This is a genomic window from Blautia sp. An46, assembly GCF_002161645.1.
Lineage (GTDB): Bacteria > Bacillota > Clostridia > Lachnospirales > Lachnospiraceae > Blautia > Blautia ornithocaccae.
This window is the reverse complement of sequence record NZ_NFIF01000004.1, coordinates 23,872-39,695: the sequence shown is the minus strand read 5'-3', so window position 1 is coordinate 39,695 and position 15,824 is coordinate 23,872. Positions and strand designations below refer to the sequence as shown.

Annotated in this window: 13 protein-coding genes; 1 reads left to right on the top strand and 12 read right to left on the bottom strand. The window is 43.3% G+C overall.

Annotation, left to right across the window (positions count from 1 at the left end):
- Window positions 1-8: 8 nt before the first annotated feature.
- The 12 genes from B5G00_RS04610 to araA all read right to left on the bottom strand — a co-directional run bounded on the left by B5G00_RS04610 (window position 9) and on the right by araA (window position 14,660).
- Window positions 9-329: a V-type ATP synthase subunit F gene (locus tag B5G00_RS04610; protein WP_087269239.1), complete on the bottom strand. Its 321-nt coding sequence runs from the start codon at window positions 327-329 to the stop codon at window positions 9-11.
- Entirely contained in the window at window positions 322-1,299 is a 978-nt protein-coding gene (locus B5G00_RS04605; protein ID WP_087269237.1) for a V0D/AC39 family V-type ATPase subunit, read from the bottom strand. The genes B5G00_RS04610 and B5G00_RS04605 overlap by 8 nt, the downstream gene beginning before the upstream one ends.
- A gap of 27 nt (window positions 1,300-1,326) precedes the next feature.
- Window positions 1,327-1,920 carry a V-type ATP synthase subunit E gene (locus B5G00_RS04600; RefSeq protein WP_087269234.1) on the bottom strand — a complete coding sequence of 198 codons (594 nt, stop codon included), beginning with the start codon at window positions 1,918-1,920 and terminating at the stop codon, window positions 1,327-1,329.
- Between the two features lie 54 nt (window positions 1,921-1,974).
- Window positions 1,975-2,451, bottom strand: a complete 477-nt coding sequence (locus B5G00_RS04595; protein WP_087269231.1) for a V-type ATP synthase subunit K — start codon at window positions 2,449-2,451, stop codon at window positions 1,975-1,977.
- Window positions 2,448-4,484 carry a V-type ATP synthase subunit I gene (locus tag B5G00_RS04590; protein WP_087269228.1) on the bottom strand — a complete coding sequence of 679 codons (2,037 nt, stop codon included), beginning with the start codon at window positions 4,482-4,484 and terminating at the stop codon, window positions 2,448-2,450. The genes B5G00_RS04595 and B5G00_RS04590 overlap by 4 nt, the downstream gene beginning before the upstream one ends.
- 33 nt (window positions 4,485-4,517) lie before the next feature.
- The gene (locus B5G00_RS04585; protein WP_087269225.1) at window positions 4,518-4,826 is read right to left on the bottom strand and encodes a hypothetical protein; all 309 of its coding nucleotides are present in this window, start codon (window positions 4,824-4,826) and stop codon (window positions 4,518-4,520) included.
- 182 nt (window positions 4,827-5,008) lie between these two features.
- Window positions 5,009-6,247 carry an ABC transporter substrate-binding protein gene (locus B5G00_RS04580; RefSeq protein WP_087269222.1) on the bottom strand — a complete coding sequence of 413 codons (1,239 nt, stop codon included), beginning with the start codon at window positions 6,245-6,247 and terminating at the stop codon, window positions 5,009-5,011.
- A gap of 138 nt (window positions 6,248-6,385) precedes the next feature.
- Window positions 6,386-7,423, bottom strand: coding sequence for an AI-2E family transporter (locus B5G00_RS04575; RefSeq protein WP_087269219.1), 1,038 nt, complete (start codon window positions 7,421-7,423; stop codon window positions 6,386-6,388).
- A 50-nt stretch (window positions 7,424-7,473) separates the two neighbouring features.
- On the bottom strand, window positions 7,474-8,148 hold the full coding sequence (locus B5G00_RS04570; protein ID WP_087269217.1) for an RluA family pseudouridine synthase: 675 nt from the start codon (window positions 8,146-8,148) through the stop codon (window positions 7,474-7,476).
- Between the two features lie 1,267 nt (window positions 8,149-9,415).
- Window positions 9,416-11,710, bottom strand: coding sequence for a hydratase (locus B5G00_RS04565; protein WP_087269214.1), 2,295 nt, complete (start codon window positions 11,708-11,710; stop codon window positions 9,416-9,418).
- 163 nt (window positions 11,711-11,873) lie between these two features.
- Entirely contained in the window at window positions 11,874-12,962 is a 1,089-nt protein-coding gene (locus tag B5G00_RS04560; RefSeq protein WP_087269211.1) for a PucR family transcriptional regulator, read from the bottom strand.
- A gap of 192 nt (window positions 12,963-13,154) precedes the next feature.
- A complete protein-coding gene (gene araA / locus B5G00_RS04555; RefSeq protein ID WP_087269209.1) occupies window positions 13,155-14,660 on the bottom strand; it encodes an L-arabinose isomerase in 1,506 nt (501 codons plus the stop codon).
- Window positions 14,661-14,874: 214 nt separating this feature from the next.
- On the opposite strand from araA, the gene B5G00_RS04550 reads away from it, so the two are divergent.
- Window positions 14,875-15,747 carry an AraC family transcriptional regulator gene (locus B5G00_RS04550; RefSeq protein WP_087269206.1) on the top strand — a complete coding sequence of 291 codons (873 nt, stop codon included), beginning with the start codon at window positions 14,875-14,877 and terminating at the stop codon, window positions 15,745-15,747.
- Window positions 15,748-15,824: the final 77 nt, after the last annotated feature.

Below are 15,824 nucleotides of genomic sequence, written 5' to 3'. Positions count from 1 at the left end.
CCTGCTTTCTAATTATTACTGAATAAAATATCAGAACCTACTGCCCGCTCTACAGAGTCTTTCACACCCTGAACTCCCATTCCCGTATTCCCGGAAACTCCGGGGATCTGGATAATAGCCGGCAGTACCTGTTCCTGATATTTCTCGATAGTCTGTTTGCACTCTGCTGCCAGGGCTTCTGTGATATAGATGATCCCATATCCTTTCCCTGCCAGAGCTTCTAATTTTTCTTCCGCTTCTTTACGGTTGGCTGCTGGATAAATGTCAAGACCCAGTGCGGCGAAACCGTAAATGCTGTCGTAATCCCCGATCACTGCAATCTTATACATACATATCCCTTACCCTTTCCCGGATAGAATCATCAGAAAAACCATTCTGCTTTCCTGACAAGATGATCCGTACCGTTTTAATCTCATTCTGCCTTGCCAGCACATAGGCCACCAGAGGGCCTACAGAAAACACCTCATATTTCTGCGGCTGCATATCCTGCATCAGACGATTGTCACACCACCGCTCAAAAGCTGAGGGGGACTCTGCAATAGCCTGGCCACCCTGGGCGTAGGCTGTCTGAGACAGATATTCTGTCACCGCCTCTATGCCCCCTGCTGCAGCTCTGGCAAGCTGATCTACATTTAATGATTCACATTCTGCCATTGCACGCTTCATAAACTCCACTGTCTTCCCGGTTTTCTGGGAACGGACGGCAATCCGGATGTCTGCCACTGCCACTACCGATTCTGCATAATCTTTAATGATCTTGTCCCTGGCCTTCTGCCCCGCCTGATAAATAGCATCCAGCGCCGCCCGGTCTATGATCACATCGCAGAGCTGCCCATCTCTGGTATGAAGAAGGGCTTCATAGGCTTCTTTGGCAGGTTCCGCCATGATTTGAGGCAGCCTGGAAAATTCCTTATTCTGAATGATCTCCAGCATCTCCTGGGGAGGAATACTGGTATCCTCATAATAAATATTCGTAGGCCGGCTCCCTTCCGGGGTGCAGGCTTCTTTAATAGCCGCTTTCAGATTATGGAAAAGATTGGGGTAGGACAGCACATCGAATACCGACATATCTACGCCCATCTCCTGGATAGTCTCCCAGGTCTTCTCTTCCTCTCTGTTCAGAATAGCCTCTCCGTTTCCGGAAGTCTCCTGATCTCCCCAGCCTTTTTCTTCCAGAAACTGGATGCACTCTTCCTCTGTGGCACAGCCTATTAACTGATCGATCACCGCCTGGTTAAACAGCTTTGTCTCCAAAGCCCGGATTCGCGCAACCGCATAGGTGTATTTGGTATTACTCAAATCGATTCCTCCTTCTGCGGTTACCGCTTATGAAAATAATACTTCATGAACTTTATCCGAAAGCTCATCTTTTCTGGAATTAAACATTGCCTGGAAACTGCAGTTCTCTTCGATTCCTCCATATATCAGGATAAAACCGCCGTTTATATCTCTGGTTTCCTCTGAAAGGACCAAGGCCCCTCCATTCTCTTTGGCAATCCTCTGAATTTCCTCTTCAAAGCCCTTAGGCATTCGCTCCAGATCTTTTTTCGAAAAGCAGATTTCTCCCGCCTGGCTGGCTGCGTATTTTCCGATCATCTTCCGGATGATCCGGAAATAAGTTTCCTCATCAGCCTCTGCCAGGGTATTGTAGGCTTTCTCCAGCACCTGAGCAATGATCTCCTGTTTGGTTTCCAGAAGTACTTTTCTCTTCTGAAGAGCACAGGAAGATACGGACCGCTCTTCAGCATTCTTTACCTCTGCCCTGGATCTTTCCAGGATGCGGGTACATTCTGCCTGAGCTTCTTCCTGAGCCGCTTCTCTGATTTCCACCGCTTCTTTCTTCGCCTCTTCCAGGATTTCATCTGCATTCTTTTGGGCTTCATCAAGAATCTGGCTCTTCATTTTTTCCAATCCAGTCATTCTCTCATTCTCCCTTTCCTGAACATTTCTTTTATCCGTCTTTCCGCCGACTGCTTAAAGCTGAATGTTCGTTACAGCCAGAATAGAGATCAGAAGGGACAGAATAGCATAAGTTTCTACCATTGCCGGGAAAAGCATGGCTTTACCAAACTGATCCGGTTTCTTTGCTACAATGCCGATAGCAGCTGCAGCTGTCTGGCCCTGGGCTCTTCCTGAAATCAGGCCGACGATACCAACAGGCAGGCAGGCCGCCAGGACCAGAAGTCCCTGCTGAGGAGTTAAATCCAAAACTCCGCCTCCCAGAAGTCCGATCTTGGACAGAGTGATAAATCCTACCAGCAGTCCGTAAATACCCTGTGTACCAGGCAGCAGCTGGATAACCAGCACCTTTGCAAATTTAGATGGATCTTCAGATACTACGCCTGAAGCCGCCTGACCGGCAATACCTACGCCGATAGCAGAACCTGCTCCAGCCAAAAACACTGCCAATGCAGCTCCCAATAATGCATAAACAATTCCTAACTGACTCATAACTGTGTTTCCTCCTTAACATCTACATATTTGGTGTTTGCAAAAAATGGTTCAAAGGGCCTTCCGCCGCCCTCATAAAATTTACCGAAAAATTCCACGTACTGAAGACGGTTTGTATGCACATACGCCCCCAGAAGATTGATTGCCAGATTCATGGCATGTCCTATAATAAATACTAAAATAAATATTATCGCTCCCAGGATGCCGTCTCCAAACATGCTTCCCATCTGGTTTACCACAGAGGCGATAACACCTGTGGCAAGTCCCAGGGCCAGCAGACGCGAATAGGAAAGTACATCACTGAGCCAGCCTGTTACGTTATACACGTCATAAAGTCCCAGGGCCAGGCGTATCACCACATTTTTACTGGAGCGTCCTGACATAAGGACCAGTCCCACGAGACCGATAACTGCCAATACTTTTCCTGCACTGCTCATGACCGGCGGGAAAACGCTGGGGTCCATCTGTGAAATAGAAGCAAACAGGCTGCTCGGTATCAGCATAAGGAGCAGACCGATCAAAAATACAAACCAAAGCACTACGTCACAGAAAAAGTCCAGATATTTCTTATCCCGCACAAGGAGATATCCCTTGATTCCCAATCCGGTGAAAAGGTGTATCAGACCAAAGGCCATAGAAAACAGAAGCAGCTTCATGGGGTCGTTCAAAGGAACAAACCACAGAGCCTTTACTAAGCCTCCTTCGGGAACATCCACATGGAAAAAGGTTCTTGCCACCACATCAATAGCGTCTCCGAAATATCCTCCGAAAAGAATACCCCATATCAAAGTGGAAATTCCCCCATACATAAACAGCTTCAGTGATTTCCTCATGGAGCTGCTCATCCTCGGAAATTTCTTTACCAGGATAAAGCACACTAGGAAGACCAGAAGTCCATAAGCTGCATCGGAAAGCATCAGTCCAAAGAAAAACACATAGAAAAAGGACATAATGGCCGTAGGATCTATCTCTCCTTTAGCCGGCAGTCCGAAGGATTCCACGATTCCTTCCACTGACTCTGTAAACTTATTGTTCTTCAGAAGAACCGGTGCGTCTTCCTCCTCAGGTATTTCCTCCACTTCCATACTCATAACAAATTTTTCATTAAGAGCCTTATCAAGAACCCCTACTGCTTTTTTCGGCACATATCCGCTGATAAGAAAGGTTGATTTGGACTGAGGTAAGGTGCCCAAAACCTCATACTTCTGCGCTCTGGCTCTGAAATAGTCAGAAACCAGCTTCAGATTCGTCCTTTCATAGGCGTATCTCCGTATCTCTTCCTGACAGCTTTCAATTTCTGCCTTCTGTCCCTGTATCTGGCTCAGAAGGCTTTCCTTTGCCCGTGCAGGAACCTGTGCTGTCAGCTGCGAGGGTTTGGAAAAGCCGCCTTTTCGCAGAGCTTCTTCTACCTTTTCTTCGTCTTCTCTAAGGCACAGAACAGCCACGTAAGTACCATCTTTTCCGGCAGACAGGATTGTCACATCTGCTCCTGCCCCTTCAGCGTCTCCCTCCAGGATCATCCCATAAATTTCTTCCAGAGAAAGCTCTTGGGAGAAAGTTCCCAAAAGAAAAGCGGTTGTCCTGGTTCCCCGGTAAGCCATAGGCACATCCAGGTTCATCCAGGGTTCCAGGCTTTCAATCTGGTTTTCCAGCTTCTGGATATTTGCCCTGTATTCTCCGATTTTTTTCTGCTGGCTGATCACAGTAGCGGCCACACTCATGACCTTATCTTTTCGTTCCACTGCCTGCTCAAACACATCTTTGTCCACCAGCTTCTTTCCTTCCAGGCCGGCAAACATAGAGGTCTTTTCCGGCACATACTCTGCCAGAATCCCTAATGCCATATCCGCTGAAGCCGCATTTTTCTCAAACATGCTCCTTGCCGTCTGGGTATTCATTTTTTCAAGGCCATCCATATCCTCCTGGATCTGGGACACCTCCATTACTCCCATAGCCTGTATTTTTTCCAAAATGGCTTTTCTGTCTCTTTTCAGTGCGCAGATACTTACCTTTTGCATCTGCAAAACTGCCATACTTGCATCCCTCCTTTACTTACCGTTTTTTCATCACAGCAGTTTCTGTATTACACCATCTACTGCTGTCTTTTCCAGCTCACTGGCCTTTTCTCTCAGCCGTCCGGCTTCTTCTCCCGCTTCTTTCTTTGCTGCCTCCATTTTTTTTGCAGCGGCGCTTTCAGCCTCTTTTAAAGCTTCTTCTGCCTGTCGGCTGGCTTTGGCAATCATATCGTTTTTTATCTGGGCAGCTTCTGTTTTGGCAGATTCTGTCATTTTAGCAGCCTCTTTTTTGGCTTTTTCTATAAGTTCTTCTGCCTTCTGCTCAGTGTCCTTGATCACCTGAATCGTGTCCTTTACCAAAATATCACCACCTTCATATAACCTGATATTACTATGGATTATGCATTTTGTCAATTTATTAACAGTTTTTTGCGGCATTTTCCACTACTATTATCCCTCAACCGACGTTTTTTACCCATTTAAAAAGAGAGATTGAACAATTTCTTTCAATCTCTCTCAATTTTTCTATATACTTTAACGGATTACCCATATAAATAATTGCTGTACTCCTCATTTTCCAGATTGCTGCTGTCAATCCACTGGTAACTGGTGTTGATAAAAGTATCCACCTCCAGATTCTGGTCTGCGCGAACGCCTGCTATCACCGCTGCATATCCCATGCCGTAAGGATTCTGGGCAAAAAATCCCAATTCCGTGCCATTTTTCACTGCGTTTTGCTGCTGCTCACCGGAGTCGAATCCAATTACTGTAATCTCTTTTCCTGCAGCGTCTAACGCATCCAGCACAGCCCCTGACGCATCTTCATTGGTGCAGAAATATCCTTCCACTTCAGGATAAAGTGTAAAAACAGCATCTGCCATCTTTTCCATGGTAAAATCATCATTTTCATGGGAAATATTTACAATTTCTATATTGGGGTGATTCTTGCTGATCTCATCAGTAAATCCCTTTTCTCTGTCCTGACTGGTCTGAGTGCTTTCTGTATGCGTCATCACTGCTATCTGGCCTTCATCTCCTATTGCTTCCGCCATCTTCTTGGCAGCTTCTGTGCCCGCTGCATAATTGTCCGTAGCGCACAGTGCCGAGATAGGTCCGCTCTCCACTCCTGAATCTAACATCACTACTGGAATATCATTTTCCGCTGCCATCTCCAGCTGGGCCTCACAGGACTGTCTGTCAATCGCTGCAATACATAAAATTGTAGGATTCTCGGAAAGCACTGTGTCGATCAAGTCAATCTGCTTTTCTACATCTGAGTCATCCGTGGGTCCGTCAAAAGAAACCATTATCTGATCTTCTCCCGTATACCCCATTTTTTCGTTAAGAGCTTTTACAGCATCCTCTATTCCGTCCCTGACAGTTGTCCAGAATTCATCTCTGGTACTCTTTAGCACTACAGCAATCCTGCTCCCTGCCTCTGGCGTCAATTCTTCAAGTGATGTATAGTCCACGGTTCCTGCCTGGTCTTTAAGAACCGACATAGTCAGGTCTTCTGTCATATCCCGATCCTGGCTGTCTTCCTGGTCTCCGGCTTCCTGATCCTCTTCTCCAGTACTTTCTGCGACCTGGGCATTTTCTTCCTTTTCAGCGGTTTCTTCCTGGCTCTCTTCTGGTTCCTCCTGGGAATCCTGTGTCTCCTGGGATTCTTCTGCCCCAGTATTTTCCTGAGCAGCTTCAGATTCCGGTTCCCTTTCTGCGCAGCCGCTGATCATTCCTGTGGTCAGCATGATACACAGAAAGGCCGCTATTGCCTTTTTCATGTTTTTACCCTGCCTTTACATGTTTATCATCCTGTTCAAAACTACGCTTTCATTATACACGAAACTTTTTATTAGTCTATAAAATTTCACATTGTTTATAAAAATTTTTTAAAGTCTTAGAAAAGTCTTTGTAATTATTCATTCCCGCAGCAAATCCCATTCCCTGAATATTCCATATAAAAGCAGGGCGGACAGTGGCCCCAGCACAAATCCTAATCCCCCGTATAGGATTACTCCCAAATATACCGAAAGAAGGACCAGCAGGGGAGAAAGTCCCACCTGGCTTCCTATAAGTCTTGGTTCCAGGATCTGCCGGATTCCTGCCGTAAGGATATAAAGCAGAAAAAATCCAATGCCCACAGCCGTTTTCCCCTGAAAAAGCAGAAATATCCCCCCAGGTATAAGAAATGTCCCAGTCCCCAGTATCGGCAAGGCGTCCATGACTCCCGTTGCCAGCCCCCAGCCAAAGAAGTATGGGACTTTCAGCATCCAGAATCCGGCAATACATATCAGACTGATCAAAGAGGTAATTTTAAACTGGGCTTTTAAATACCCTTTGGTCCCCTCCAGTAATTCTCTTCCCAGTTTTCCCGCCTTTTGAAAAAATCTTTTTTTCTCTAAAACACTCCTGATTTTCTCTCTTTCCTGGAGAAATAAAATAGCAGAAACAATTCCTACGATAAATACGCTCAAAACTGTAATGCAGATTTTTACTGAATCCATTGCATGGTTCATGCTTATCCCATCTTCCATAAGATAGTCTTGAAACTCTCCCACCTGCCTGAAAATAAAATCTCTGCTTTCCACAGCCGGTATACCGGTAAGACTTTCCACACCCTGGCAGCACTGCCCCACCAGCTCTACTGCTTCGGCTTTTATCTGAGGATAGTATTTCATACAATCCCCTATTTTACTGGTTACATACTGGGCTCCCATAAGTAACAGTCCTATTCCTATAACTGTAAAAACCAGGATAAAAAAGCCGCCGAATCCGCTTTCTCTGATATGGAGTTTTTTACTCCACCTCTTTTCCGCAAAATATCGGGCCAGAGGATGGACAGCCTCTGCTAAAAGCCAGCCCATGAAAAAAGGGAGCATTACAGGAAAGACATATTTCATGCCCAAAATCACTCCTGCTATAACTCCCATTTGCAAAGCAAGTTTCTTTATTTTCATCTGACCCTCACCCCATCTCTTTTTTCTTAGTATGGGGAAAGAGCAAATACTTATACTATAGGAAAATTCCCATCTGGGTTTACCTGAAATTCCATCTTTTTCCCGGTCTGGGGATGACGGAAAGACAGCTTACTGGCACACAGCCCCATTTCCTTCCATTCACCTTTGCCATCTTCTTTTTCGTTATATTTTGTATCTCCTATGATTGGAAAGCCAGCATGAGCTAACTGTACCCTGATCTGATGATGTCTTCCGGTCTTTAAATCAATTTCCAAAAGACTTTGGCCTTCCTTTTCTTTCAAAACTTTATATTTCAACACAGCTTTTTTACTGTTTTTTGTTTTCTCTTCCACAACCCTGGAAAAATTGCTCCCAGGGATTTTCTCCATCTGGTTTTCCAGTGTTCCCTCTTTTTCTTCTGGCACTCCCTGGACACAGGCCAGATAAGTTTTTTTCATCTGCCCTGTCTGCACCTGCTGACTAAGGCCGGCGGCACTTTTCTGATTTTTTCCAAATACCAGGATTCCCTGAACAGGCTGGTCCAGTCTGTGAATAACTGCCAGATAACTATCCTCTCCTTTTGCAGCCAGATAATTTTTTATCCAGCTTTCCAAATCCATCATTCCCGTTCTTCTGGTCTGAACTGGTACTCCTCCTGGTTTCCTGCATACGATAATATCTTTGTCTTCATATAAAATTGTTTCTTCGATACTTAGCCTTCCCATAATACCTCTTATACAACTATTTTTTCACAAAGGAACAACCGCCATATCTTCAAATTTTTTCCGATACAACGGTTGTCCTAATGCTCTTCTTTATTCAATTTTTAAACCTCGTTTTCTTGCTTTCTTTTCTGATACTTTTCTTTAAAGATATTTTCTTTATTCAGTATCAATATTCTGATTGATGCTCTTTTAAATTTTCTTTAATATCAGTATCATTTGTATGGTTTTTAGTTACCATGTATCTTTATTTTTATCCCCTTGATAAATTCTATTCAGAACTTATTGAAAGTTTTATATCAATCTCTATATAGGATAATAAAAAGTTTCCAACAAATAGTTCGGGCTATTTTGTTTTTCAAACATTTCTTTATATATTTCTTATCAGTGTATCGAATCTTTTTCCCTAAGATTCTCGAATACAACAGGCTTATTTCTACGAATACAACTCATCATATCTTCTTATCTCTTCAACTTCTATACACTTTCAATTGATATATAAATACTTTGTTTTTTTAAAATATATTTCTTTACATATATTTTAAAATCTTTCTATTATTTTTGTGGTAAATATTCAATATGAGGACATCCTTGATATATTTACCTGAAACTTTTTATCCTATCTCATTTCTGCTTTTTAAGGATTCTTCTGATTATTCTCTATTTCAGGTCTTTCTTTAGGGGAGTAATGTCTTACCACTCTCATATTGATAATTTGATTCATCCGTTCCCATTGGACTAAACCTCCTTATCTTTATTAAAAAACCTTTCACCAAACTTTTACTTTTTTTCCTTGGACGATTAACTTTTAATTATTATCTATAAGTCTTATTTTGTATTCTCCATACACCTAAAGTTTTATAAACAACAATTACTTTTTAATCTTTATTCCTTGTGGCCATCTTCAAAATTGATTTCTCGTTTCTAATTTTGAAATGGTTATGAAGTTTTGATTTGGTGTTTTGTTTTTTGTTGATATTATAATACAACACAGTCCGAGATTTGTCAACCTATTTTTCAAAAAAAGTTTTATTTTTTTATATTATCTTTTTTATATTAATTTATGCTGTAAATTAAATGTAATTCTTCAAATTATATGCACAATTATAATTTTTGAGAAAATGCTGAACTATCTCAAAAAGAAGTCCCTGGGGAGTTTCTTTCCATCAACAGAAAACCGCCGCATAAATGCTGCTGAAAGTTCTTCTGCTCCAGCTCTGCTTTATACGGCGGCACTCTTTTGTTTATTGTTTTACGGTCAGTCTGAAAATCATTTGCCGGATCTGTAATAGTTGATCAGACATCCCTCCAGGATGATTTCTCTCTCATCTTCTGTCATGTCTCCCAGGGCCAGTGTAAATTCTTTCATCTGATCACCTACTGTATAGGCTTTGATCTCTTTTCTTCCCTCTTCTACCGCTCTGCGGATATCCGGAATAAAGAGATAATCCCCTTTCTTAAATGGAAGCTCTCCTTCCGGAATCAGGAAAGGAAGCATACCCCAGTTGATCAGGTTTGAGCGATAACGCTTTGTCGCATATTCGTTGGCAATATTGGCCCATCCGCCCAATACTTTCTGGCAGGAAGCTGCCTGCTCTCTTGCAGAACCGTCTCCAGGTTTCACTGCAAAAATCGTACTTCCCACTCCTGTATTGTCCTTATCGGCATCCGGATAAGACTCTGCAATCTTGTCCCACACCGGTTTCAGCTCTGAAAAAGCATCTGCCGGGTTCTCTCCTGCTTCTCTGGCTTTTTCTGCCACCTGAACTTCTTTGGCAAGCCCTACGTAGTCCGGGTCTTTTCTGGAAAGAGCAAACTCTGCCAGCTTCAGCGGGTTGGAACGGTAAGAAGAAGTTTCACCAGATGGGATCAGCTCATCGGTAGTTGTTACCGGATCATGAATCTCGGAAACGACTTTCAGTACAAGATTATCTGTAAGTCCAGGCATTTCCGGCCAGTCTTTAATATTGGGACCAAACTGAATCTCTACTGTAGGATCTGCCTTTCCTTTGCTGTCGAACACTCTGTTTTCATAAATAGTCTTGTCGAAGAAATACTGGGGATGTCTGTATTCTCCTGCGAATTCTGTAGCTGGCGTAAGCCGCCCTTTATTTGCTGCTGTAGCGGCGATTGAACGGGCATCCATAAGGGCCACAGAAGAAATCTGGCCGTTCTGTATCTTAGAGCCTTCTCTGTTAGGGAAGTTTCTGGTAGAATGACGAATGCTCAGTGCATTATTGGCAGGTGTATCTCCTGCTCCAAAGCATGGACCGCAGAAAGCAGTTTTCACTACTGCTCCTGTCTGAAGCAGATCAGCCAGAACCCCGTTCTTGGCCAGCTCCATATAAATCGGCGTACTTGCAGGATAAATGCTTAAAGTAAAGGCATCGGAACCTATGCTTGCTCCTCTGAGGATATCTGCTGCATCACAGATATTTTCGAAGCCGCCGCCCGCACAGCCGGCGATGATTCCCTGCTCTACATACAGTTTTCCGTCTTTCACTTTATCTTTCAATGTATACGGAATCTTGCCGTCCAGGCTGACCTGGGCTTTCTTCTCCACATCATCCAGAATATCCATGAGATTTGCGTTCAGCTCTTCTATTGTATAGGTATTGCTTGGATGGAAAGGCATGGCGATCATTGGGCGGATCTTATCCAATTCCACATATACAAGACCATCGTAATAGGTCACTGCCCCAGGATTCAGTTCTTTGTAATCCTGGCCTCTTCCATGGATATCATAGAAGTCTTTCACAGCGGAATCTGTCTTCCAGATAGAGGAAAGACAGGTAGTTTCTGTAGTCATAACATCAACGCCGATACGGAAATCAGCACTGAGGTTTTCTACGCCTGGGCCTACAAATTCCATTACTTTATTTTTCACATAGCCGTTTGCAAAAACAGCACCGATAATGGCCAGCGCCACATCCTGAGGTCCTACGCCGGGAACCGGTTTTCCGGTGAGATAGATTCCCACTACTTCAGGACATTTAATATCATAGGTTCTTCCCAGCAGCTGTTTTACCAGCTCCGGTCCCCCTTCTCCCATGGCCATAGTACCCAAAGCTCCGTAACGGGTATGGCTGTCAGAGCCCAGGATCATTTTTCCGCCTTCTGCCAGGATTTCTCTTGCAAACTGATGGATAACCGCCTGATGAGGGGGTACGTAAACTCCGCCATATCGTTTTGCACAGGTAAGACCAAACATATGGTCATCTTCATTAATTGTACCTCCTACTGCACAGAGAGAGTTATGGCAGTTGGTCAATACATAGGGAATCGGGAATTTTTCCAGGCCTGAAGCTCTGGCTGTCTGAATAATTCCCACGAAAGTGATATCATGGGAGGTGAGCTTGTCAAATTTAATCTTCAGTTCGTCCATATTGTCTGAAGTATTATGAGCTTTTAAAATAGAATAGGCAATGGTATTCTTAGCAGCCTCCTTCTTATCCAGGGCTGTTTTACCATATTTATTCTGAATGATTTCTCCGGCCTGAGGGCTGTCAGGCAGAAGTTCTTTGCCATCGATCAGCCACGCACCACCGTCGTATAATTTTATCATGATACTTTCCTCCAATTTCAAAGGTTTTCTACTATTATAGAATCTATTGCTTTAAAAAGCAAGCAGTTTAGCACAATAAATCATTTGTATACAATAGTACAATCGTCAGGGATAAAGAACAGCCCGAAAGCAGAACTCCCCTGTCTCCGAGCTGTTTTCCTGGTTACATATCCTGTTTTTTCATAAAGTCCATATAACTGGACACCATAAGGGCAATCTTAAATGTCAAGGCATCATCGAATACTCTGATATCAAGACCTGTGCTTTTCTGGATTTTCTCCAGCCTGTAAACCAGCGTATTTCTGTGAAGAAACAGCTGCCTGGAAGTCTCAGAAATATTCAGGCTGTTGTCAAAGAATTTGTTGATAGTATTCAGTGTTTCGTCATCCAGAGCGTCTGGCAGCTTTCCTCCAAATACCTCTTTTATAAACATTTCGCACAAGGGCATAGGAAGCTGATAAATCAGTCGTCCAATGCCCAGATTGTTGTATCCTACGATTGTTTTGTCTACATAGAAGATTTTTCCTACGTCCATAGCCATCTTGGCTTCTTTGTAGGATCTGGATACATCTTTGATTTCATGGATAATATTTCCATAGGAAACACGGACCTGGGACATGGCTTCAGCATTGAGCATGTCTACAATGGTATTGGCAATCTTGTCGATTTCCTCGTATCCCTCGTTTTCCTCCAAACTGCGGACAATAATGATATTTTTTTCATCAATGGCAGTAATAAAATCATTTGTTCTGGAAACAAAAAGATTTTTCAGGATTTCCATAGAATCCTGGTCCTTCTCATTTTTGGTCTCTATAAGCAGGACCACCCGTTTTGCTTCAACGGCAATGTGAAGCTTTTTTGCCCGATTATAAACATCTACTAAAAGCAGGTTATCCAGTATAAGATTCTGAATAAAGTTTGACTTATCAAAACGCTCTTTGTACGCTACGATCAGGTTCTGGATTTCAGCAACCGCAACCCTGCCGATCATATATGCGTCCTCATTGCTTCCCTTTGCAATAAGCACGTACTCTACCGCCTGATTGTCAAAAATCTTAAAGAAATGGTATCCTCTCATCACCTGACTGTCAGCCATAGAATCTGCAAATGCTCTCACATCTCCGAAGTCTTCATTTTCCACAGGAAAAGTTGAAGAATTTACTTTCCCGTCAACGTCCATAACGCACAAATCTATTCTGGTAATCGTCCGTAATTCATCTAATGTTTTCTGTATAATTTGACTTGAAATCATGTTTTTCTCCTTTATCTGGCTTTTCACGAATCTTTTTACTTATAATAATACCGTATTTTTTTTGAAATCGCAACAGAACCTGAGGAGAAAATCTCAGATTTCATATCAATCCAATATCTGTCCATTTATACACAGTACCGGGAGGCCGCCTTTATGCAGGCAGTCTCCCGGTCTGTAATGTACTTATATTTTCTAGATATGAAGTCTGAATGCTGCTGCATTCCAGCGGAGTTCATTTTTGAAATCTCTAATATTTGTGTCTTTGTCAATATATACTGCTTCGATACCCATTGCGGCTGCCCAGTCACCCATCTGTTCTGCAGTCAGGTCATAGCTGAAAGCTGTGTGATGAGCTCCGCCGGCCAGTATCCATGCCTCGGCTCCTGTCTGCAGGTTGGGCTGTGGTGTCCAGAAAGCTGTAGCTACTGGAAGTTTCGGCATTGGTTTCTCTACTTTCTTGCAGTCTACATCATTAATGATCAGGCGGAATCTGTCTCCCAGGTCGATCAGGGAAGTAGCCACTGCTTTGCCTGTCTTAGAAGTAAATACCAGTCTTGCAGGATCTTCTCTGTCTCCCATAGAAAGAGGCTGGCATTTAATGCTGATAGGGCCGTCTGCGATGGTCGGGCAGACTTCCAGCATATGGGCTTCCAGAATTCCCTCTTTTCCCGGAACCAGATTGTAAGTATAGTCTTCCATGAAAGAAGTTCCTTTGGCATCTTTCTTGCCCTGTGTCATGATCTTCATCAGGCGTACCATAGCTGCTGTCTTCCAGTCTCCTTCGCCGCCGAATCCATAGCCTTTTTCCATCAGTCTCTGGATAGCCAGACCTGGAAGCTGTTTTAAGCTGCCCAGATCTCCGAAGTGGGTTACAATGGCCTGATAATTCTTTTCTTCCAGAAATCTTTCAAATCCCAGCTCAATCTGAGCCTGAACAGCAACATGTTTTTTGAATTCTTCCGGATCTCTTCCTTCCAGGAGAATATCATATTTGCTGTAGTATTCTTCAACCAGAGCATCTGTGTCTGCTTTAGACACAGCTTCCACTGCTTCTGCAATCTCATTTACCGGATAAGCGTCTACTTCCCAGCCAAATTTGATCTGGGCTTCTACTTTATCGCCTTCAGTAACAGCTACATTACGCATGTTATCTGCAACTCTCATAACACGGATATGGCTGCTTTCAATAACACCGATAGCAGTCCTCATCCAGGATGCGATTCTCTCCTGAACCTCTTTGTCATCCCAGAATCCTACGATTACTTTTCTTTCAATTCCCATGCGGCTCACAATATGTCCGTACTCTCTGTCGCCATGAGCTGCCTGGTTTTCATTCATAAAATCCATGTCAATGGTGTCATAAGGAATCTCTCTGTTAAACTGGGTGTGAAGATGGAGTAAAGGTTTTCTGTACTCCTGAAGTCCCAGTATCCAGGATTTTGCCGGGGAGAAAGTATGCATCCAGGTAATAACACCAGCACAGTTTTCATCGGCATTAGCCTCATTGAAAGTCTGGCGGATCATAGCATTTGTCAGCAGGGTAGGTTTCCATACTACTTCAAAAGGCAATACCCCTGACTTATTCAGCCTGTCTACAATAATCTTAGAATGTTCTGCCACATGGTCCAGGCACGCCTGGCCATATAAATCCTGTGAACCTGTACAGAACCAGAATTTGTACTCTTTCATTTTTAACATAATGTTGTACCTCCCATTTCTTTTATAAAATCACAACGTACCTTGATATGATTTCAGTATATCTCCTGCTGAAAAAAAGAAAAGAAATCTGTTACTTGTTTATGGACATTTATTATCTTTTTTGTTACAGTGAACTTAACCTATCTATTCAGGGCATCCGTTTCTGCCCTTTTTGTAAAGAGCGGCAAATTTTCAGAAAGGCAGGTATCTTTTTATGCTGGCTAATTTTGAACTCAGGGAAAACAAAGGCCGGGACAGCGTATGGGCAGGAAGATATGAAAACCTCCACAATCTTCCCCACTGGCACATGGAATGTGAATTGTTGTATATAGAAAAAGGACAGGTTACAGTTTCTCTGAATAATACTGTCTATGAGCTAAAAAAAGGAAATGCTTTCTTTATTGACAGCAGAGAAATCCACTATATCAAGGGAAGTCCATCCAGTATTACAGAAATCATCATGTTTGACTCCAGAATCCTGGAAGAGATTGCTCCTGGCCACAGGCCCCAGCATCCTCAGTTCTCTCCCCATCCTTTTATAGCAGACTATTATCGAGAAATCAAAAAAGAACTCTCTCTTCAGGAACGGTATTTTGACCTGAGGGTCCGCAGCCTGCTGACCTTGCTGATGCTGGATATCTTCAGAAAGGAGCCTCTGGTCCACCGGGGAAAAAGCAGAGACAACACCTCCATGGAAAATTACAAGAATCTCCTGGGAGAGATTGAAGAAAAATGCAGCTACATCACTTTTGAGGACGCCGCTGCCTTTATGGGATTATCAAAGCCCTATTTTTCACGTTTTTTTAAGACGGTTTCCGGTATGACTTTTTCTCAGTACCTGAACATCATCCGGCTGGAAAAAGCCATCTATCTTTTAAACCACAATACCAGGCAGCTCTCTATTACTGATATTGCCTCCTGCTGCGGATTCGATACTATCCGGCATTTTAACCGGGTATTCCGGGAATTGACCGGTTTTTCTCCCAGGGAGCTTCCCGAAAACTATATACTTACCTCCCATTCTGTAAAAAGTATGGGGAAAAATTTCAATCCTACTCTCCCCAGCTCCCTGCTCCTGGAAGATTAAAAAAATATAAAAAGGGAAACAGGTATGCCTGAGCATCCTGTTTCCCTTCTCTATTGGCATCAACGGAATTCCCCGTT

Bases quoted from the DNA above. Each gene is read 5' to 3' on its own strand.
- araA (WP_087269209.1), bottom strand. From the start codon at position 14,660: ATGTTAAAAATGAAAGAGTACAAATTCTGGTTCTGTACAGGTTCACAG.
- B5G00_RS04600 (WP_087269234.1), bottom strand. From the start codon at position 1,920: ATGACTGGATTGGAAAAAATGAAGAGCCAGATTCTTGATGAAGCCCAA.
- B5G00_RS04570 (WP_087269217.1), bottom strand. From the start codon at position 8,148: ATGGGAAGGCTAAGTATCGAAGAAACAATTTTATATGAAGACAAAGAT.
- B5G00_RS04580 (WP_087269222.1), bottom strand. From the start codon at position 6,247: ATGAAAAAGGCAATAGCGGCCTTTCTGTGTATCATGCTGACCACAGGA.
- B5G00_RS04550 (WP_087269206.1), top strand. From the start codon at position 14,875: ATGCTGGCTAATTTTGAACTCAGGGAAAACAAAGGCCGGGACAGCGTA.
- B5G00_RS04575 (WP_087269219.1), bottom strand. From the start codon at position 7,423: ATGAAAATAAAGAAACTTGCTTTGCAAATGGGAGTTATAGCAGGAGTG.
- B5G00_RS04610 (WP_087269239.1), bottom strand. From the start codon at position 329: ATGTATAAGATTGCAGTGATCGGGGATTACGACAGCATTTACGGTTTC.
- B5G00_RS04560 (WP_087269211.1), bottom strand. From the start codon at position 12,962: ATGATTTCAAGTCAAATTATACAGAAAACATTAGATGAATTACGGACG.
- B5G00_RS04595 (WP_087269231.1), bottom strand. From the start codon at position 2,451: ATGAGTCAGTTAGGAATTGTTTATGCATTATTGGGAGCTGCATTGGCA.
- B5G00_RS04590 (WP_087269228.1), bottom strand. From the start codon at position 4,484: ATGGCAGTTTTGCAGATGCAAAAGGTAAGTATCTGCGCACTGAAAAGA.
- B5G00_RS04565 (WP_087269214.1), bottom strand. From the start codon at position 11,710: ATGATAAAATTATACGACGGTGGTGCGTGGCTGATCGATGGCAAAGAA.